At 67.7% G+C, this 19,547-nt stretch carries 14 protein-coding genes and 1 pseudogene; 7 read left to right on the forward strand and 8 right to left on the reverse strand.

Annotation, left to right across the window (positions count from 1 at the left end):
• The first annotated feature begins 80 nt into the window (after positions 1-80).
• From C1707_RS15205 to C1707_RS15230, 5 genes and pseudogenes are all read left to right on the forward strand, one after another.
• Positions 81-3,044, forward strand: a complete 2,964-nt coding sequence (locus C1707_RS15205; protein ID WP_240633972.1) for a PAS domain-containing protein — start codon at positions 81-83, stop codon at positions 3,042-3,044.
• Positions 3,045-3,633: 589 nt separating this feature from the next.
• The gene (locus C1707_RS15210) at positions 3,634-4,116 is read left to right on the forward strand and encodes an Hsp20 family protein (protein ID WP_101712148.1); all 483 of its coding nucleotides are present in this window, start codon (positions 3,634-3,636) and stop codon (positions 4,114-4,116) included.
• Positions 4,117-4,128: 12 nt separating this feature from the next.
• Positions 4,129-4,392 carry a hypothetical protein gene (locus C1707_RS15215; RefSeq protein ID WP_101712149.1) on the forward strand — a complete coding sequence of 88 codons (264 nt, stop codon included), beginning with the start codon at positions 4,129-4,131 and terminating at the stop codon, positions 4,390-4,392.
• A 720-nt stretch (positions 4,393-5,112) separates the two neighbouring features.
• Complete coding sequence (locus tag C1707_RS15225) at positions 5,113-5,508, forward strand: response regulator (protein ID WP_101712151.1); 396 nt, start codon at positions 5,113-5,115, stop codon at positions 5,506-5,508.
• Positions 5,509-5,754: 246 nt separating this feature from the next.
• A pseudogene (locus C1707_RS15230) lies at positions 5,755-5,820 on the forward strand (integrase); the annotation flags it as partial.
• 185 nt (positions 5,821-6,005) lie between these two features.
• On the opposite strand, the gene C1707_RS15235 reads toward C1707_RS15230, so the two are convergent.
• From C1707_RS15235 to C1707_RS15245, 3 genes are all read right to left on the reverse strand, one after another.
• Positions 6,006-9,104, reverse strand: coding sequence for an efflux RND transporter permease subunit (locus tag C1707_RS15235; protein ID WP_101712152.1), 3,099 nt, complete (start codon positions 9,102-9,104; stop codon positions 6,006-6,008).
• Positions 9,101-10,189 carry an efflux RND transporter periplasmic adaptor subunit gene (locus C1707_RS15240; protein WP_101712153.1) on the reverse strand — a complete coding sequence of 363 codons (1,089 nt, stop codon included), beginning with the start codon at positions 10,187-10,189 and terminating at the stop codon, positions 9,101-9,103. The genes C1707_RS15235 and C1707_RS15240 overlap by 4 nt, the downstream gene beginning before the upstream one ends.
• Before the next feature lie 90 nt (positions 10,190-10,279).
• Positions 10,280-10,903 carry a TetR/AcrR family transcriptional regulator gene (locus tag C1707_RS15245; protein ID WP_101712154.1) on the reverse strand — a complete coding sequence of 208 codons (624 nt, stop codon included), beginning with the start codon at positions 10,901-10,903 and terminating at the stop codon, positions 10,280-10,282.
• A gap of 91 nt (positions 10,904-10,994) precedes the next feature.
• Between C1707_RS15245 and C1707_RS15250 the strand changes: the two genes are divergently transcribed.
• Both C1707_RS15250 and C1707_RS15255 read left to right on the forward strand, forming a co-directional pair.
• A complete protein-coding gene (locus C1707_RS15250) occupies positions 10,995-12,431 on the forward strand; it encodes an efflux transporter outer membrane subunit (RefSeq protein WP_101712155.1) in 1,437 nt (478 codons plus the stop codon).
• Between the two features lie 71 nt (positions 12,432-12,502).
• The gene (locus C1707_RS15255) at positions 12,503-13,396 is read left to right on the forward strand and encodes an NAD(P)/FAD-dependent oxidoreductase (protein WP_101712156.1); all 894 of its coding nucleotides are present in this window, start codon (positions 12,503-12,505) and stop codon (positions 13,394-13,396) included.
• A 175-nt stretch (positions 13,397-13,571) separates the two neighbouring features.
• Here C1707_RS15255 and C1707_RS15260 read toward each other — a convergent pair whose 3' ends face one another.
• The 5 genes from C1707_RS15260 to C1707_RS15280 form a co-directional block, all read right to left on the reverse strand.
• Positions 13,572-14,762, reverse strand: a complete 1,191-nt coding sequence (locus tag C1707_RS15260; protein WP_101712157.1) for a GAF domain-containing sensor histidine kinase — start codon at positions 14,760-14,762, stop codon at positions 13,572-13,574.
• A 284-nt stretch (positions 14,763-15,046) separates the two neighbouring features.
• Complete coding sequence (locus tag C1707_RS15265; protein ID WP_101712158.1) at positions 15,047-15,352, reverse strand: hypothetical protein; 306 nt, start codon at positions 15,350-15,352, stop codon at positions 15,047-15,049.
• Positions 15,349-17,892, reverse strand: coding sequence for a cbb3-type cytochrome c oxidase subunit I (locus C1707_RS15270; protein ID WP_101712159.1), 2,544 nt, complete (start codon positions 17,890-17,892; stop codon positions 15,349-15,351). Before C1707_RS15270 ends, C1707_RS15265 begins: the two co-directional genes overlap by 4 nt.
• Positions 17,889-18,851 (reverse strand): cytochrome c oxidase subunit II, encoded by a 963-nt coding sequence (coxB, locus tag C1707_RS15275; RefSeq protein WP_101712160.1) that lies wholly within the window; start codon positions 18,849-18,851, stop codon positions 17,889-17,891. Before coxB ends, C1707_RS15270 begins: the two co-directional genes overlap by 4 nt.
• Positions 18,841-19,197 (reverse strand): c-type cytochrome, encoded by a 357-nt coding sequence (locus C1707_RS15280; protein ID WP_101712161.1) that lies wholly within the window; start codon positions 19,195-19,197, stop codon positions 18,841-18,843. Before C1707_RS15280 ends, coxB begins: the two co-directional genes overlap by 11 nt.
• Positions 19,198-19,547 lie beyond the last annotated feature (350 nt).

Here is a 19,547-nt window from a genome sequence, read left to right on the forward strand (position 1 = left end):
AAGCTTCACCGCGTTCGCGCCTGTTACAGTCCGGCGGCTTGAGCTAACGCTGGGACCAAAGAGGGTGGGCCGTGGACGTCATGAACGCCGATGCTGAAGGCCTGCCGCGTGCGGCGAGCCGCCAGTTGCAAGGCGGCGGCGCGGTCGGCGACCTGATCCGGGCCTACGACTGGTCCGAGGCCGGCCTGGGCCCAATCGACGCCTGGCCGGCGGAGCTCTTCACCACCGTCCAGACGATCTTGTCGTCCCGCGTGCCGATGGTGATCCTGTGGGGGGGCGACGGGCGGCTGATCTACAATGAGGGCTATGCCGAGGTCTGCGGTCCTCGCCACCCGGCCGCGCTGGGCGGCAAGGTCCTTGACATCTGGCCCGAGGCTCGGGATTTCAATCAGAACGTCCTGGATCGCGGCTTGGCCGGCGAAGCGCTCCACTACGCGGCTCAGCCCCTGGAGCTTTGGCGGCTCGGGCGCGCTGAGCAGGTCTGGATGGATCTGGACTACACACCCGTTCGCGATGAGGCGGGACGACCGGTCGGCATCCTGGCGATGGTCTTCGACATCACCCAGCGCGTCGTGGCCGAACAGCAACTGGCGACCAGCGCCCGGCTCTTCGGGTTCCTCGACCAGCTCGGGCAGGCCATCAGTGCCCACAACACCGCCGACGACATCCTGCGGGTCACCACCCGCATGGTCGGCGAACACCTGGGCGTCTCCAACTGCGCCTATGCCGACATGGACGCGGACCAAGACGGTTTCACCATCCAGGGCGACTGGCACGACGCGGCCTCGCCCTCGATCGTCGGCCACTACAGCCTGGCCGACTTCGGAACCTTGGCGGTGCGGGAGTTGGGGGCTGGCCGGCCGCTGATCGTCAACGACAATCTCGCGGAACTGGCCCCGCACGAAGCCAAGACCTTCCAGGACATCGGCATTGCCGCCACCATCTGCATGCCGCTGGTCAAGGCCGGGCGCCTGGTCGCCCTGATGGCGATCCATCACAAGGTCCCGCACCTCTGGACCAACTACGAACTCTCGGTCATCCGCGCAGTGACCGAGCGGTCCTGGGCCCACGTCGAGCGCGTCGGTGCCGAGGTGGCCCTACGCCGACAGGAAGAACAGCTGCGCCTGGCCACCGACGCGGCCGAAGTCGGCCTCTGGGACGTGGACGTGGTCAACGACACGCTCTACTGGCCGCGCCGTCTGAAGCGGATGTTCGGTATCGTCACCGATCGCCCCGTCTCGATGGCCGACTTCTACGCGGGCCTGCATCCCGATGACCTCGACGCGACAACCAAGGCCTACGCGGCGGCGGCCGACCCCGCGGTGCGTGAGCTCTACGACGTCGAGTACCGCACCGTCGGCCTGGACGATGGCGTGGTGCGCTGGGTGGCGGCCAAGGGGCGGGGCGTGTTCGATGGCGACCGGTGCCTGCGCGTCATCGGCACGGCGATCGACGTCACCGCCCGCAAGGCCGATGAGCAGGCGCTTCAGGAACTCAACGAGACGCTCGAACGCCGCATTGTCGAGGGGATCGCCGAGCGGCGCCTGCTCGTCGATCTGGTAGAGAACACCGACGCCATCATCATCGTCATGGATCACGGATACCGCATCCTGGCGATCAACCGCGCTGGCATTCAGGCCTTCGAGGACGCCTACGGGGCCCGGCCCAAGGTCGGCGACAACATGCTCGCCCTGATCGGCGACCGGCCCGACGACGTCGCCGAGGTCAAGGCCGCGTGGGACCGCGCGCTGGCCGGGGAGGAGTATACCGACGTGCGCGCGTTTGGCAGCGCCGAGCACCAGCGCCGCTGGTTCGAATTGACCTTCCGCAACTACTACGACGCCGAGGGCGATCTAGCCGGCGCCTATCAGTTTGTGTACGACGTGACGGCGCGCGTGGCCGAGCAGCGGCGCTTGGCCGAGGCCGAGGAGCAACTGAGGCAGTCGCAGAAGGTCGAACAACTAGGCCAGCTCACCGGTGGCGTCGCCCACGACTTCAACAACCTGCTGACCCCCATCATCGGCTCCCTGGACATGCTCGGCCGAAGGGGCCTGGGCACCGATCGCGAGCAGCGCCTGATCGCCGGCGCGCTGCAGTCCGCCGAGCGGGCCAGGACGCTCGTCCAGCGCCTGCTGGCCTTCGCCCGCCGCCAGCCCTTGCAGCCGACGGCCGTCGATACGGCGAGCTTGGTGACAGGCATGGGCGAACTCGTCGCGAGCACGACGGGTCCGCAGGTGCGGGTCGTGACCGACATCGCCCAGGGCCTGCCCATGGCCCATGGCGACCCCAACCAGCTCGAGATGGCCATCCTCAATCTCAGCGTTAACGCCCGCGACGCCATGCCGGACGGCGGCGACCTGAAGATCTCCGTGGCGCCCGCGACGGCGGGCGAAAAGCGGCCGGCGGGCCTGGCCGAGGGCCACTACGTCAAGATCACGGTGGCCGACACCGGCGCCGGCATGGACGCCGCCACGATCGAGCGGGCGATCGAACCCTTTTTCTCGACCAAGGGCGTCGGCAAGGGGACAGGTCTTGGTCTGTCGATGGTCCACGGGCTGGTTCAACAGCTGGGCGGCGCCTTGGAGATCACCAGCACGGTCGGATCCGGAACCTGCGTGACGCTCTGGCTGCCCGCGAGCACGGCGTCCGCCCCGGCCGTCGACCTTGGCGAGACCTCCCCCGGTCTCTACGTCAATCGCCTCGGCACGGTGCTCCTCGTCGACGATGAGGAGGTGGTGCGCGCCAGCACCGCCCACATGCTCGAGGAGATCGGCTTCCAGGTGATCGAGACCGGATCGGCCGAACATGCCCTGGCCGTTGTGCGGGAGCGCGACGACTTGGCGCTGCTGGTCACCGACCACCTCATGCCGGGCATGAACGGCGCCCAGCTGGTTCGCGCGGCCCGACTTGCCCGGCCCCGCCTGCCGGCGCTGATCATCTCCGGCTATGCCGAGGCCGAGGGGGTGCCGCTGGATATGCCGCGCCTGACCAAACCCTTCCGGGCGCGGGAACTGTCGGACGCTATCGCCACGCTTCGAATCTAGGTCGTCCTAACAGGCCCCGCCCGGCTACGGAGGTGGCCGCCCAGCCCCGATCCCCGGACCAGAGCGTTCTTCGCATGAAAGCCAACGCGCGAAGGCGCCCCGGCGGGACCGGGGCGCGGTGTGCGCTCGAGCCGGGCTTGGCGAGCGCGCTGGCCGATGGGCCCTATGGTGTTCGGCCTGGCACGCCCCGGGGCCAGGCGCGCCCTAGCGGAAGGGGCACGTGTCGACGCCTTGTCGTGATGCCTGATCAGGCCGCTTTTCGAAGACCATCGCTCGCGGGGCCGAGGATCGGCTGTCGCAACGTCTTGTGAACATTGTCTGACCTCCTGAACGACATCGAAACACGATTGGAAGCCTGAACGCGGCTTCGCCACGATGTCCTGGAGGTTTTACGCGCAAGCCGTCCGAAACGTTCCGCGTCCGGACCTTAGGCCGCCACGACGATTTTGCGCGCGTCGACCTCTTGACGTTTTTCGCTGTTTTTCTAATTCGTCGCGTACTTGCCGGGTGCCGACAGGGCCTGGCGCCTGGGGCGCGCAGCTCTCGGCTCAGCGCCCCTCATGTCCAACTTGCTTGCGAGGAGATGGAAATGAGCACTGCGTTTGATTTCACCCCGCTCTATAGATCGATGATCGGCGTCGATCGCATGGTCGACCTGGTGGAAACCGCGCTGCGCGGCGGCGCGGGCGCCCACTATCCGCCTTACGACATCGAAAAGACCGGCGAGGACACTTACCGCATCTCGCTGGCGCTCGCCGGCTTCGCGCCGACGGACCTTGAGGTCACCACCGAGCGCAACCTCCTGGTGATCAAGGGCCAAAAGGCGAGCAACCAGGCTCAGGCGGGCCGGACGTTCTTGCACCAGGGCCTGGCCCAGCGCGCCTTTGAACGCCGCTTCGAGCTGGCCGACTATGTGGTCGTCAAGGACGCCGTCCACGCCCATGGTGTCCTGTCGATCGACCTGGCGCGTGAGGTGCCCGAAGCCCTGAAGCCCAGGCAGATCCCCATCGGCCTCGGCGCGGACCGCCAGGTCCTGGCGCTCAAGCCGGCCAAGGCCCGCAAGGCCGCATAAGGGAGCCCCGCGATGCGGACCCAAACCCTATCGACCGATCGGGCGCGTCCATGGCCGGTTCGCCCGGCCGTCGGCTTCCTCCATCCGCTGGAGGTCATCAAGGACCAGGATCTAACAACCGCTGAAAAGCGGGAGATCCTGGCGGCCTGGGCCTCCGACGCCAGCGCGGTGGAGCACCGGCCAAGTCAAAGATGGCTCTTGGGAACACCCGCGCCGGTACCCCTCAGCGAGGTCCTTTCGGCGCTGAAGCGGCTTGACCGCAACCTGTTCTCTTGAGTTGGGGCAGGCGGCCGGCCATGAGCGCCGGCCGCCATCTTGTCCATGATGCGCCGCGGCGGGCTAGGCGGCCAGGGTCGTGGCCGCGGTCCGCATGCGCCGCAGGGCGGCGGTCAGGTCCGCTAGCGCCAGGGCGAAGGTCGATCCGCTACGCACCGCCCTTTGGGCCTCCGACCATTGACCGCGACAGATGAGGTCCGCCACCGCGCCGGCCTGCTGGTGAAAGGCCCGGTGGGTCTCCAGTAGCCCCAGATAGGCATGGTTGCCGGCCCAGCGCCGGGATCCATCCCCATGGAGCCAGCACCCTGCCGGGCAAAGGCGATCCGATCGCAGGGCGGCTGCATCGATCGGTTGGCGCTCGGTAATGGCCGCGACGAGCGCTTCGCGGACTTGAGTGTGTTGCTGTGCTTGTTCCTGAAAATCCATGACCAAACCCTTCGGCTCAATCCAAGGACCGCGTTGTCGCGCAGCATGGTTTCCGGTCGGTTTTCCGGAAGGGGTTTTCCACAGGTTCGCGGCGTTGATGTCGCCAAGGTCACGCCGCTATCGAAGGCGCGCGCAACTTCTCCACCGCCACGGTCGAGGCGCGTGTCCCTAGCGGCATTGCGGAGACAGTCCGGATCAATCGGTCTGGTCATGCAACAGAACCTCCAGGCCAGGGTTTTAGTCGGGTGCTCGACTTAATTGTAAAGCTTCCGAGAGTTTCGGCTGGGGTGCGGCATGGTGGACGATGGGCATTCTCCGCCCCAAGCACGGCCGCTTATTCTAGTGGTCGAGGACGAGCCGCTCGTCCGCGCGTTGGCCTGTGACATTCTGGAAGACGGCGGGTTTCGCAGCCTGGAGGCCGGCAGCGCCAGGGAGGCCATCGCGATCATCGCCGCGCGAACCAACATCGCCATCCTGTTCACTGACGTCGACATGCCGGGCGAGATTAACGGCGTCGGCCTGGCTTACCTTGTTTCCAAGCAGGCCCCCGAGGTCAAAATCGTGGTGACCAGTGGAGCCGGCGCGCGGACGGCGGACGACTTGCCGGCCAATGCGCGCTTTCTCCTGAAGCCCTATTCGCCCGCGACGCTGATTGACCTGATCGGCGGACTGCTCGCGGCCGAGCGCTAGGGATCGTCCCGCGGGCGTGCAGCCAGGCGGTCCCCGCAAGGGAGAGCCTAGCCACCGTTCACGGCCGGACATGCTGTCGGGGGGGATCAGGGGCGCGCGCTTGAACTGGTCGGCATTCGCAGCCGTCGCCACGATCTTCTGGAAATAGTCGCGGGCTGTGGCGCGGTCTCCTGCCTTTTGAGTGGTTTTGTGCGTCAGCGACGTTGCGGCAAGTGTTTGCTCCGGGTTCGCGCCACGTGAACCAGCAAAACCGGCCAGCCCGTTCCGTTCGAGATCACCGAGCCGACGCGAGATGCGCTGGCCGCCTGGCTCTAGGTTCGAGGACGTCGCTCGCGAACCCTGAGAACTACGGCGGGCGAGGAGCCAGCACGCCAAATATGCGAAGGTCGGGTTCTTGGAGTGATACGAATGTCCGGTGATGGCGCGGTGCGGCGGCCGGTCCAAGCTGCTCGTCCAGGGATAGGAGATGGACGAACATTCGGCCGGCCGCCCGGCCGCTACGGGACCAGGGCTGTTGGCCCGGCGGCCGCCTGAGGAGCGCTCTTGCTCGGTGAGGTCTTGATCTTGAACCACATGGCGTAGAGCGCCGGCAGGAAGACGAGCGTCAGGATGGTGCCGCCGATCGTGCCGCCGATCAGCGTGTAGGCCATCGAGGACCAGAACACCGAAAGGGTCAGGGGCATGAAGGCGAACACCGCCGCCAGCGCCGTCAGGATGACCGGCCGGGCTCGCTGCACCGTGGCTTCGATGACGGCGTGGAAGGGATCCAGACCCTCTCCCTGGTTGATCTGGATCTGGCCGATCAGGATCAGGCTGTTGCGCATGATGATGCCGGCCAGGGCGATCAGGCCCAGGATCGCGTTGAACCCGAACGGCTGCTGGAAGATCAGCAGAGTGGGGGCCACCCCCACCAGGGCCAGCGGCGCGGTCAGCAGCACCATGAACATCGCCGACAGCGACCGGACCTGGAAGATGATCACCACCATCATCAGGATGAACATCAGCGGGAAGACGACCGCCAGGGCGGCGTTGGCCTTGCCCGCTTCCTCGATGGAGCCGGCCATCTCGATCCTGTAGCCCGTCGGGAGAGTCTTGATGATCGGCTGCAGTTCCTTCTGGACCTGAACCGAGACGTCCGGCGGCTGCAGGCGCTCGTCGATGTCGCCGCGCACGGTGATCGTGGTCAGGCGGTCGCGGCGGCGCAGGATCGGATCCTCCATGCGGATCTGGGCCCTGCCGATCTGGTCGAGCGGAATGCGCTCGCCCGCCGCGCCGACCAGGGTGAAGGCGCCGAGCCTGGCCGGATCCAGACGATCCTGGCCGCTGGTCCGGGCGACGACTTCCACCGAACGGATGTCCTCGCGCACCTGGGTTACAGGGACGCCGCTGAGCAGGAACTGCAGCTGCTGGGAGGCGTCGGCGGAGCTTAGGCCGAAGGCGCGCAGGCGGTCCTGGTCGAGCACGAAATTGACGGTCGGCACGCGCTCGCCCCAGTCGGTGTTGACCTGACGCATGCCTTGGTTGGTCAGCATGACGCCCTTGACCTGTTCGGCGATCTCGCGGACGCGGTCGGCGTTCGGTCCCATGACCCGGAAGGCCACCGGGAAGGGGGAGGGCGGGCCGAACACGATCTGGGTGGCGCGCAGCCTTGCGCCCGGAACCGCGCCCTCCGCCGCAAACTGGCGGAAACGCTTCTTGAGGGCGTCGCGCGCCTTCTCGTTTGGCGTCAGCACCACAATCTTGGCGAAGGACGGGTCCGGAAGCTCGGGCGAAATGGCTAGGAAGAAGCGCGGCGCGCCCTGGCCAATGTAGCTGGTGACGATTTGGGCCTCGGGCTGTTTGGCCAGCCACGTCTCGACCTTGGCCACGGCCTGGCTGGTGGAGCCGATGCTTTGCCCCTCGGGCATCTGCACCTCGATCAGCACCTCGGGGCGGTCCGATCCGGGGAAGAACTGCTGCTTGATCGCGCCCATCATCAGGACCGCGACCACCATGGCCGCGCCGACGCCGGCCGCGACCTTGAAGCGGTTCTCCACCGTCCAGGTGACCATCGCGCGAAGCTTGCGGTAGCGCGGGGTGTCGTAGATCGCCCCGTGGCCGCCCTCGATCGGCTTGATCTTGGGGATCATCAGGACGCCCAGATAAGGCGTGAAGATCACCGCCACGAACCACGAGGTGATCAGGGCGAAGGCCACCACCCAGAAGATGTTGCCGGCGTATTCGCCAGCGGTGGACTTGGCGAAGCCCACCGGCATCAGGCCGATGATGGTCACCAGGGTGCCGGCCAGCATCGGGGCGGCGGTGTGGCCCCAGGCATAGGTCGCCGCCGAGATCCGGTCCTTGCCCTCTTCCATCTTCACCACGATCGTCTCGATGATGATGATGGCGTCGTCGACCAGAAGGCCTAGCGACAGGATCAGCGCGCCCAGGGTGATGCGGTCGAAGTCTCGGCCGGTGACCAGCATGATGACGAAGACGCCGGCCAGGGTCAGCGGCACGGCCATGGCCACCACCACGCCGACCCGGAAGCCCAGGCTGATCAGGCTGACCACGATGACCACGGCCAGGGCCACGAAGAACTTCAGCATGAACTCGTCATAGGCCTCGGCGATGTTCACCGCCTGGTCGGTGATCTTCGAAAAGCTCATGCCCAGCGGCATCTGCGCGGAAATGGCCTTGGCTTCCTTCTCGAGGTTCTTGCCCAGCTCCAGGCCGTTGAAGCGGTCCTTCATCACCACGCTCAGCACGATGGCCGGCTCGCCGCCGTTGCGGATCAGGAAGGTGGCCGGGTCCTCGTAGCCGCGCTTGACCTGCGCGATATCGGACAGCTTCAGGGTGCGGCCGCCGACCACGATCGGCGTCTCCTTGATCTTCTCCAGGCTGTCGAGCGCGCCGTCGAGGCGGATCTGCACCTGCGGGCCTTGCGTCTCGATGGCGCCCGCCGGGGTGACGAGGTTGCGGGCGTTGAGGGCGGAGAGGATTTCGGTGGGGCTGACCCCCAGCGTGGCCAGGCGGGCCTGGCTGAATTCCACGAAGATCTTCTGCGGCTGTTCGCCGACGATCTGGACCTTCTTGACGCCGGGCACATGCAGCAGCCGCTGGCGCAGGATCTCGGCCTGACGGACCAGCAGGCGCTGAGGCTCGCCCTTGGCCTTCAGCGCATAAAGCGCGAAGGAGACGTCGCCGTACTCGTCATTGACGAAGGGGCCCAGCACGCCGCGCGGCAGGTTGGGCGCTTCGTCGGCCATCTTCTTACGGGTCTGGTAGAACTGCTCCTGCAGCTCCCTGGCCGGGATCTGGTCCTTCAGGGTCAGGGTGGTGAAGGCAAGGCCGGGGCGCGTGAAGGTCTCGCTGCGGTCGTACCACTTCAGCTCCTGCATCCGCTTTTCCAGCGGCTCGGCCACCTGGTCCTGCATCTCCTGGGCGGTGGCGCCGGGCCAGGCGCTGACGATGGTCATGACCTTGATCGAGAAGCTGGGATCTTCTGCCCGGCCCAGCTTCATGAAGGCGAAGGCGCCGGCGAAGGTCATGGCGATGATCAGGAAAAGCGTGATCGATCGCTCGCGGACCGCCAGGGCGGAAAGGTTGAAGTTCATTGCGCCGCTCCAGCTTGGACGCGGACGCGCTGGCCCTGGTGGAGCAGGTGGGCGCCCAGCGCCACGAACCGCTCGCCGCCGTTCAGGCCGTGGGTGATGGTCACGGTCTCGGCGCCGACGGCGGCCACCTGGACAGGCCGCCAGTCCACCGTCGATGCGCCCGGCTTGACGATCCAGACGCCCGCGCCCTTGCCGGTGTCGTAGAGCGCGCCGATCGGAGCCTCCACGCCCGCGGTCGCTGCGCCCGGCTGGGCCGGCAGGGCCACGACCATGGTCGAGCCCAGCGGCGCCTGGGCGGCCGGGCCGCTCAGCACGTACTTGGCCTCGAAGGTGCGGGTGCGCGGGTCGGCCGCGTCGGAGAGCTGGCGAAGCCGGGCCTGGCCGAGCTTGTCGCCGTCGAAGGCGAACGTCTGGGCCGCGGAGCCGAGAGCGGGGCGGACGGTCTCGGGCAGGGCGACCGTGGCTTCGCGCGGGCCGGCATGGGCCAGGCGAACGACCGGCTGGCCCGCGGCCACCACCTGACCGGGCTCGGCCAGGGTCTCGACCACCACGCCGTCGGCGTCGGCGATCAGGACGGCGTAGCCGGCGGTGTTGCGCGACAGCCGCGCCTGGGCTTCGGCGGCGTCCAGTTGGGCCTTGGCGGCGTCGGCGGCGGCCTTGGCCTGGTCGTAGGCGATCGCCGAGATCGCTCCGGCCGCGACCAGTCCGCGAAGGCGCTTCTCGTCGGCGGCCGTCTGCACGGCCACGGCGCGGGCCGCCGCGACCAGATCGGTCTGAGCCGAGACGGCCAGGGCGTAGTCGGTGGCGTCTATCCGCATCAGCGGCTGCCCGCGCCGCACGGTCTGACCCGCGTCTACGAGGCGCGCCACCACCTTGCCGGCGACCCGGAAGCCCAGGTCGCTCTGCACGCGGGCTGTGACCACCCCGCTGAACCGCCGCTCGCCGCCAGCCGCCGGACCGGCGGTGGCGACACGAACGAGCGGCGGCGCGGTGCGCGGGTCGTCCGCGCCGGCTTTGCCGCCGCAGGCGGCCAGAGGCGCCAGACCGCCCAACAGCAGGGCGGCAAGAAGGGTGCGAGACGACATGGCTTAAGGGTCCTGCCTGAACGGAAGGCGCTTAAGCTCGTGTCTTGTGACCAAATTGTCAACTGGTCACAAGTTGAAGAAGGCGGGGCGTTACGGCGCGAGGCTGCGCAGCACGAGGTTGATGACCTTGGCCGGATCCTCGGGCAGGCCCTCCAGATTGTGCTTGAGCATCAGCGGGTTCATGAAGCTCAGCATGGCCAGCAGGATGGCTTCGCACGTCTCGTCGATCGGCGTCTTGCGCTCGAATTCGCCCGTCTCGCGGCCCAGGAGAATGATCTCCTTGAGGCGTTCTTCCGCACTGGCGAGATAGGCCGTCACCGGGGGCCAGCGCTCCTCGGCGGCGTGCGCGGCGATGTCGTGGAGCATCTTCTCTTCGAAGATGAGCTCGACGCTCTTTGCGATTATGCCGTTGAAAAATCGACGCAGTTTCTCCGCGGCGGATTTTCCTTCGGCCATGCTGACGTCACCGGACTCGATAATCTTCTCCAGGCACTGGGCGCAGATCGCCTGGCCGATCGCCTGCTTGGAGTCGAAGAACTTGTAGATGTAGGCCTTGGAGAAGCCGATCGCCTTGGCCAGGTCCGCGACCGTGGTCTTGCCATAGCCGAAGCGGCTGAAATGGGCCCGCGCCGCATCGACGATCTGGTCGCGAATGCCGTGTTCGAGGGGGCCGCGCTGGCCCGCCGCAGGCGGGGAGGGGTCGGTCGTGTTCATGCCCGGCAGGCTAGCATCGGCCGCGGAGATTGACAAACGAGTGACCATTATAGAAATTGGTCACAATCCATTTGCGCTTAGCGAGACTCCCATGCGCTCCGTCCGTCTTTCGGCCCTGCTGAGCGCCGCCAGCGCCGTTCTCCTTTCGGGCTGCGCCGTTGGTCCTGACTATGTCGCGCCGCCCGCGCCCCAGGCGAGCGCCTTCATGGCCCAGCCGGCCGTGGCGGCTCGCGCGGCGGCCCCGGCGCCGGCCGACGCCTGGTGGCGGGGCTTCAACGATCCCGTCCTCGACCGGCTGGTCGGCAGAGCCTTGGCCCAGAACCTCGATCTGGCCCAGGCCGCCGCTCGCGTGACCCAAGCGCGCGCCGGGCTCCGCGCGGCGACGGCGGCGTTGCTGCCGTCGGCCTCGATCCAGGCCCAAGGCGTGGCCAACCACGCTTCGACCCAGACGCCGACGGGCCGCCTGCTGGCCGCTACGCCTGGTTTCGATCGCGACGGCTCCCTCTATGAAGGCGACCTGGTCGCCGGCTGGGAGCTCGACGTCTTCGGCGGAACCCGCCGCGATCGCGAGGCGGCGCTGGCCCGCTACGACGCGGCCAAGGCCGGCGTCGCGGCCGCCAGGCTGGCCGTCGCCGCCCAGACGGCCGACACCTACATGCTGGTGCGCGGCCTGCAGGAGCGCCTGGCCGTCGCCCGCCGCCAGGTCGAGACCCAGGCGAGGCTCGTCGACACCGTGCGGCTTCAGTACGACCACGGCGCGGCCGCCGATCTCCAGCTGCAACAGGCCCAGGGCGCCCTGGCCCAGACCCGCGCCGGCATACCCGTCCTCGAGGAAGGGCTGGAGGCTGCGCTGAACGCCATGGACGTGATCCAGGGCGCCCAGCCTGGGACCTACCGGGCCGAACTGGTCACGGCGACGGCGATCCCCGTCGCGCCGGGCCTGACCGACGCCGGCGGTCCGGCCGGGCTGCTGCGTCGCCGGCCCGACCTGGTGGTCGCCGAGCAGCGCCTGCGCGCCAGCAACGCCGAGGTGGGTTCGGCCCTTTCGCAGTACTTCCCCAAGGTTTCACTGAGCGGTCTGGTCGGCACGGCGACCACCAGCAGCGCCACCCTGTTCGAGGGCTCGGCGACCCAGGCGCAAGGCGTGCTGGGCCTGCGCTGGCGGTTGTTCGACTTCGGTCGCGTCGGCGCCGAGGTCAAGGCCGCGCACGGGCGTAAGGCCGAGGCTTTGGCGGCCTATCAGCAGGCCGTGCTGCGGGCGAGCGAGGATGTCGAGAACGCCTTCGTCAGCCTGGTCAAGCGCGAGGACCAGGCGCGCGCCTTGTCCAGCGGAGAGGCCTCCCTGGCCAGGGCCCGCACGGCCTCGCAGGTCGCCTACGAGGCCGGCGCGGTCAGTCTGGTCGAGGTGCTGGACGCCGACGCCCGGCTCCTTGCCGTACGCGACGCCCGCGCTCAGGCCCGGACCGAGGCGGCGCGCGCGGCGATCCGGTCCTTCCAGGCCCTGGGCGGGGGCTGGAGCGTGTCCTGACGGGCGCATCGGTCGGCGGCGTATCCGGCCTGCAGGCCAACTTCAACCATTCGCACGCGGAGCCTATCAACATGGAAGACGTCATCATCATCGGCGGCAGCTTTGCTGGTCTCGCCGCCGCCCTGCAGCTTGGCCGCGCCCGCCGAAAGGTCACGGTTCTCGATACCGGCCAGCGGCGTAACCGCTTTGCGGGCCGCTCGCACGGTGTGCTCGGTCACGATCACAAGCCCCCGTCAGACATCTGGGCCGAGGCGCGCCAGCAGCTCGCGCGCTATCCCACGATCACGCTGCTCAACGCCCGCGCAGACAGCATCACCGGCGCCATCGATAACTTCTCCGTCCTCACTGGCGATGGCGAAAGCCTTGGCGCGCGCCGCCTGATCCTGAGCTATGGCGTTGTGGACCAGATGCCGGATGTTCCGGGCTTCGCCGAAAACTGGGGCGCATCCGTCATCCCGTGCCCCTATTGCGACGGCTTCGAGGTTGCAGGCCAGCATTGGGGCCTTGTCTGGTCGGGTCCGCAGTCAATGAATCAGGTCAAGCTGTTTGACGATTGGACCGACCGCCTGACGGTCTTCGCCGATGGCCACGACATTCCTCCCGACGTCCGCGCAGACTTGGCGCGCCGTAACACGCCTGTCGTCGATGGCCGGATCACCGGGATCGCCCGTCATGGCGACCATGGCGCCACCGTCAAGCTCGACACCGGCGCCGATGCCGTGGTCGACATCCTGTTCGCCCATCCGCGTACCAAGCCGTCCGCAAGTCTGCATGACTCGCTGAGCCTGGCCACGGTCGATACGTCGACCGGCATCGCCCTCAAGACCGACGAGCGTCGCGAAACCAGTATGCCCGGCGTCTACGCCGCCGGCGACCTCGCCAACCCCGGAATTCCCTCGGTCACCACAGCGGTCTGGCAGGGCGCAATGGCCGGTATTTTCGCCCAGCAGTCTATGCTGGTTTGAGGGGACAATATTCAGGCGCACGCCGCCAATAGCGCAAGTCAGGGAAGGTCGTGTTCCTGGAGCCATTCCAACGACTGCTCATGGCGCTTGGCCGCCTCACATGGCGGAGCTCCGCATCGCCCGTACCGGCGCTTCATGCGGCTCACTTATCGGATGGCGAGCGGCGCCCCGCCGATCAGCTATGGATCGGCATGCGCAAAGTGAACCGGGTCTCTTCCGGACTCGAGGTGGCTGTCAGCGTCGCCTCGTGGGCTCGCGCAATCTCCGACGCGATGTAGAGCCCCAAGCCGAGCCCCTGTTGGGTTGGCGTAGCCGACGCGCGTTCGAACGGCTGGAAAAGGCGCGCCAAGGTTCCACTCGGAATGGGCAGGCCCTGGTTCGAGACCGAGAGTTCGAACGTGGCGTCGTGTATCGCGGCCTTGACGGCCACAGGGCCGTCTTTGGCGCCGTGGGTCAGGGCGTTGGCCACTAGGTTCGACAGAAGCTGGGCCAGCCTCTGGCGGTCGGCTGGAATCGCTCCGGGGACAGTGATGTCGGCTTCGATGACCCGGTCGGGGTGAGCTGTCCTTAGTTCGGACACCACATCCAGAAGGGCTGGGCCTACCTCGCTGTCCAGAGAGAGGTCTACATTGAAGCCGCCGCCCAAGCGCGCTCGGGCAAAGTCCATGACGTCGGAGATCAACCCCGCCATGCGCGTCGTGCTGGCCTCCATCTCCCCGAGGATCCAGCCGCTGCGTGGGCCAGTTGGATCCTTCCGCAGCAGCCGAACCCCGCCTTCGACCGCTGCCAGCGGGTTTCGGAGGTCATGTCCGAGCACGGCGATGAACTGTTCCCGCAGCACGGAACCAGCGCGCTCGTCGGTCAGGGCCGCTTCGCTGGACGCCAGTTGACGGCAAGCGTCGAGCTGGGCGCCAATCAGCTGCGCGAAGAGTTCAAAGGTCTCCTGGGCGTTCCGTTCAGCCAGCGGCGCCGGCGCGGGATCAATGGCGCACAGGGTCCCGAAGAACTGCCCTTGGCAGAAGATTGGGACAGCGATGTAGCTTTGCAGGCCGTACATCGCGGGCGTGGGATGGTTTGCGTATTGCGCATCCTCAGCGACGTGGCTGATCAGGACTGATTGGTGATGGTCACGGATTTCGCTGCAAAGCGTCGTCTCGACACTGAGTTCTCCGCCAACAGGAAGGCCGAAGTTAATGTGGTCGGCCACCGCGCAGGCAACCCATCGCTCACGCGTGACCCTGGCGACCACGGCATAACCCATTCCGGTCAACCGGCAGACATTGTCCAAAATCCTTGGAACGACGTCGATCGAGGCGACCGCCGCAATGTCGTCAGCGATTTCCGTCACGCCGCTAATCCACTTCATTCAATCTGGCGAGACCTTGATTGGCCGCAGCAGGGAACGCAAGAAGCGGTGCAGGAAGGAGCGCGGAAAGTTGTCGGCGCCGTTACCGCAGCCTTGGACGACAGAGCCAGCGCACAGCGGGGCGCCTCGGACGGCGGGGACGAACGTCCTGTTCCTGGAGGTGCGCCAACGTCAGTTGATGGGGGATTCTCTGACCATCAATTAGGGCCAGATGGCAGAACGTATGTCGATGGACCGCGGGTTTAGGACTGCCGAGGGCTGGAGGACGGCGAAATCAGACGCCCTCAATAGCGCCAGAGGAACGGCGCCGATTGCCAGACGATAGCGATGGCGGCGAGGGTCGAGGCCAGGGCCGACAGGCGATGGGCGAACACTCCGCCAAGGCCAGGTCGTCTGCAGGCGCGCCAGGCGCGAACGGCCAAGGCGACTGCGGCCAGGACGCAGGCGAGCGTCACGCCGGCTAGAAGCCAGGTGAGCGGCGTCTGGTGCTCGGGCGGGGATATGTCGGCCAGACTGGCGATCGCATAGGCGGCCAGGAAGTGCGCCGCCCACAGCACAAGACCGCCCAGCAGGGAAAGCCAGGTGTTCACGTAAGGCCTGCGGGGAAGAGGCGCGTGACGCCGAGCCCGACGAGGCCCTGGCCGGCGGTATAGGCCAAAAACAGGCCGACAACCTCGATGGTCGCTGGCCGGTCGGGGCCCACATAGCCGTACAGCCGTCGCATCAGCACATAGAGCGCCATGATCGCCGCGACGGCGACGAAGAAGGCCTGCCAGGCCAGGATGGCGTGGACGATCGCGCCCTGAGCGCTGGCCTTCGGCGCGAGGCCGGTCGCGCGCCACGACGACAGATCGACGCCGAAGGCTAGCGCCAGCAGAGCCCCCCCGGCCAAAACCATGGCTGTGGCCAGCCACGGTCGCGCGAGCTGGCGTCTGGCCAGCAGGGCAAGCGCGCCGCCGCCGATGGCCGATGCCGTCGCGACGGCCAGCGAGGCGGTGTCGGGCGGCGGTCGCCAGGTGTCGGGATTGCGGCTCCACAGGAAGACGTAGGAGAACACCGACATCGCCAGCACCATGCCCCCGACCACCAGGGTCACGACCATGGCCCACCAGCCGGTGCTCGACGGTCCGCTGGCATAGGTCGGCAGCTCGATCCCTGCGCCGACGTCGACCCTCTGCCGCGGCCGGGGATGGTCGAGGAACCAGCACCAGCGCAGCACGCAGAGGATGGCCAGAACGCCGCTCAGCACCGAGGCGGCGTAAGCCTGCACCGTCAGCAGCAGGAAAAAGCCGGCGGTGAATGCCGCCGCCCAGACATGCCAGCCGGATGGGACGGGCATTCGCAGCAGATGCTGAGGCTCGGCGTTGACCGGGCTGGTCACGAGGGTCTCGCGGCCGCCCGTGGGCGCGCCGGGCAGGAAGTAGCGCCCGGCGGCGACGTCGCGGGCGAGGTTCTTCTGGTCCCAGAGCGGATAGAGCGACGTCACCACCGGAATGCTGCGTGTCGAGTAGAGGCCCGCCGGCAGCCATTCCAGTCCGCCGCCGTCATAGACGTTGCCGGCCTCGCTGGCGCCGAAGGGGCGGAAGTTGCGGATCATGTCGATCAGCCAGATCAGCACGCCGGCGGCGAAGACGAAGGCGCCGATGCTGGAGATGAGGTTTGGCCACTCCCAGTCGCGGCCGGCCGCGTAGGTGTAGACTCGCCTGGGCATCCCCATGAGGCCGGTCAGATGCATGGGCAGGAAGGCCAGGTGCATGCCGGCGAACATCAGCCCGAAGGTCCAGCGGCCCAGGCGTTCGCTCAGCGGGCGGGCGGAGACCATCGGTGTCCAGTAGTAAATCGCGGCGAACAGCGGAAAGACCATCCCGCCGATCAGCACGTAGTGCAGGTGGGCGACGATGAAATAGGTGTCGTGGGCCTGCCAGTCGAAGGGAACCATGGCCGCCATCACGCCCGTCAGCCCGCCCATCACGAAGATCAGCAGCGAACCGAGCACGAAGAGCCCCGGCGCATTGAACTTCATCCGGCCCGAAGCGACCGTGGCGATCCAGGAAAACACCTGCACGCCGGCCGGCAGGCTGACGGCCATTGAGGCGGCCGAGAACATCCCGACCGACACGCCCGGCAGGCCGGTCGTGAACATGTGGTGGGCCCAAACCCCGAAGCTGATGAAGCCTGTGGCCAGGAAGGCCAGCACCACCAGCCAATGACCGACCAGCGGCGTACGGGCCACGGCCGGCACGATGGTCGACATCGCCCCGGCCGCCGGCAGGAAGATGATGTAGACCTCCGGGTGGCCGAAGAACCAGAAGAGGTGCTGCCACAGCATCGGATCGCCGCCGCGCGCAGCGTCGAAGAACGGCCAGCCAAGGGCGCGCTCCAGCTCCAGCAGGGTGGTGGCCAGGATCACCGAGGGGAAGGCGATGATGATCATGCCGGCGAACACCAGCATGGCCCAGGCGAACACCGGCAGCTTGTCCAGCGTCATGCCCGGGGCGCGGGTCTTCAGGACGCCGACGATGATCTCGATGGCCCCGGCGATGGCCGAAATCTCGATGAAGCCGATGCCCAGCAGCCAGAAGTCGGCGTTGATCCCCGGCGAGTAGGTGGTCGAAGTCAGGGGCGGATACATGAACCAGCCGCCGTTCGGCGCCAGGCCGAAGAACAGCGAGCAGAAGAAGGCCAGACCGCCGATCAGATACGCCCAGAAGGCATAGGCCGACAGGCGCGGGAAGGGCAGGTCGCGCGCGCCCAGCATCTGCGGCAGCAGCAGCACGCCCAGCGCCTCGACCGCCGGCACCGCGAACAGGAACATCATCACCGTGCCGTGCATGGTGAAGATCTGGTTGTAGGTTTCCTGGGCCAGCACGCCCTGCATCGGCAGGGCCAGCTGCGTGCGCATCAGGAGCGCCAGCACTCCGGCCAGCACGAAGAACAGCATGGCCGCGCCGACGTAGTAGACGCCGACATAGTTGTTGTTGATGACGGTGATCCATTGCCAGCCCTTGGGCGCGCACCAGATCGCTTCCAGTTGCTCCAACTCGCCCTTCGGCCGTCGCCCCTTGGTCGGAAAACGCTCGTAGAGGGCGGTGTCGAATCCGGTCTCCGACGGCGTGGGAGGGCCGCTCACTTCAGGCTCTCCAGATAGGCGGAGACGTCGCGCAGTTCCTGTCCGCTCAGTACCGGATAGGCCGGCATCCGGTTGCCGGGCTTGATCGCCTGGCTGTCGCCGATCCAGCCGGCGAGGGTTCCCTGGTTGTTGGGCAGCACGCCCGCGCCGAGGGTGCGCCTGGATCCCACATGGGTGAGGTCCGGGCCCGCCAGGCCGTTGGCGTCGGTTCCTCGGATCGCGTGGCAGGCGCCGCAGCCGGCGCGGTCGAACACGGCCTTACCGGCATGGGCCGGTGAAGCGACGGCAGGGGCGGCTTGCCTGGCTTTCCAGGTCTCGTAGTCGGCCGGGGCGTGGGCGACGACGACCAACGCCATCAGGGCGTGCGGACCGCCGCAGAACTCCGCGCACTGGGCGCCGTACGCGCCGGGCTGGTCGGCCTGGATGCGCAGGATGTTGCGGCGACCGGGGATCATGTCGAGCTTGCCGTTCAGCCGCGGGATCCAGAGGCTGTGGATGACATCGGTCGACTCCAGTTCCAGCGCCACGGGACGGCCGGCGGGGATATGGATCTCGTTGGCGTCCTGGAAGGCCTCGCGGCCGGCCGCGTCGAGATAGCCGACCCGCCACCACCACATCTCGCCGGTGACGCGAACGCGCAGTTCTCCGGGGCGGGGCGGCTCACTCAGGCGATGGGTCAGCGAAAGGCCCCAGATCAGCAGGGCGCTCAAGACCACGACGGGAAAGGCGATCCCGGCGATCCAGACGAGGCGTTCGCCGCCCAGGCGCTTGCGCCAGGCTCGTGGTGCGAAGAGCGCCAGGGCCAGGGCGACGACCACGATCGTCAGCACGGCGGCGGTCATGGCCAGCAGGCCCCAGGTCAGGCTGTTCAACGGCGCGGCGAACGGCCCGGCTGGATCCAGCGCCGGCGGGGGCCAACCCTTCAGGCTCTCGTGTGCGGGCGGCGCTTCAGTCTGCATCGAGCGAATAGAGGTAGGCCGCCACGTCGCGGGCTTGATCCTGGGTCAGGCGGGAGGCGGGCATAGCGGTGTCTGGAGCCATGGCCGGCGCATCTCGAAGCCAGGCGACCATGACGTCCGGACGATTGGGGAAGCGTCCGGCGATCATCGCCTGGGCCTGCAGGTTGTCCAGCGACCCGCCGACCGCGCCGCGTGGCCACTGCACGCCGGGAATGCGATGACAGGTTCCGCAGCCCTCGGCCTGGATCACGCGCAGGCCTTCTGTAGGATTGGCGCCCGTGAGTTGGCGTGAGGGAACGGGCTTGTCCGCGCAGGCGACCAGCGTCACGCCGGCCAGGCCGATCATCGCCGCGCTCGCTGTCCTGGTTCCACCGATCACCAAGGCCCCTTCGAAAACCCGAAGGCTCAACCCGTCGGAACGGTCGCGGTTCCGCAGGGTTTAGGCCGAGTGGGCCGTTTCGTTTCCTCCCTTCTCGCGCTCGCCGCGCTCAGCGCCTGCGACCGAGCGCCACCCCGGACCGACGCCCTGCTCAGCGCCGATGGACGGACCATCGCGATGAGCGGCGGCGCCGGCGGAGCAGCTCATGCCTGCTTCTCCTGCCACGGCCTAGACGGCATGGGCGACGGCGTCTCGGTCCCGCGTCTGGCCAGTCTCGACGCCGGCTATCTGCAGAAGCAGATGGAGGACTACGCCTC

The organism is Caulobacter flavus, from assembly GCF_003722335.1.
In the GTDB taxonomy this organism is placed as follows: Bacteria; Pseudomonadota; Alphaproteobacteria; order Caulobacterales; family Caulobacteraceae; genus Caulobacter; species Caulobacter flavus.

What these genes read in the sequence shown, in the direction of transcription:
- C1707_RS15205 (WP_240633972.1), top strand. Translation starts at nt 81, where the DNA reads ATGAACGCCGATGCTGAAGGCCTGCCGCGTGCGGCGAGCCGCCAGTTG.
- C1707_RS15210 (WP_101712148.1), top strand. Translation starts at nt 3,634, where the DNA reads ATGAGCACTGCGTTTGATTTCACCCCGCTCTATAGATCGATGATCGGC.
- C1707_RS15215 (WP_101712149.1), top strand. Translation starts at nt 4,129, where the DNA reads ATGCGGACCCAAACCCTATCGACCGATCGGGCGCGTCCATGGCCGGTT.
- C1707_RS15225 (WP_101712151.1), top strand. Translation starts at nt 5,113, where the DNA reads ATGGTGGACGATGGGCATTCTCCGCCCCAAGCACGGCCGCTTATTCTA.
- C1707_RS15235 (WP_101712152.1), bottom strand. Translation starts at nt 9,104, where the DNA reads ATGAACTTCAACCTTTCCGCCCTGGCGGTCCGCGAGCGATCGATCACG.
- C1707_RS15240 (WP_101712153.1), bottom strand. Translation starts at nt 10,189, where the DNA reads ATGTCGTCTCGCACCCTTCTTGCCGCCCTGCTGTTGGGCGGTCTGGCG.
- C1707_RS15245 (WP_101712154.1), bottom strand. Translation starts at nt 10,903, where the DNA reads ATGAACACGACCGACCCCTCCCCGCCTGCGGCGGGCCAGCGCGGCCCC.
- C1707_RS15250 (WP_101712155.1), top strand. Translation starts at nt 10,995, where the DNA reads ATGCGCTCCGTCCGTCTTTCGGCCCTGCTGAGCGCCGCCAGCGCCGTT.
- C1707_RS15255 (WP_101712156.1), top strand. Translation starts at nt 12,503, where the DNA reads ATGGAAGACGTCATCATCATCGGCGGCAGCTTTGCTGGTCTCGCCGCC.
- C1707_RS15260 (WP_101712157.1), bottom strand. Translation starts at nt 14,762, where the DNA reads ATGAAGTGGATTAGCGGCGTGACGGAAATCGCTGACGACATTGCGGCG.
- coxB (WP_101712160.1), bottom strand. Translation starts at nt 18,851, where the DNA reads ATGCAGACTGAAGCGCCGCCCGCACACGAGAGCCTGAAGGGTTGGCCC.
- C1707_RS15280 (WP_101712161.1), bottom strand. Translation starts at nt 19,197, where the DNA reads ATGATCGGCCTGGCCGGCGTGACGCTGGTCGCCTGCGCGGACAAGCCC.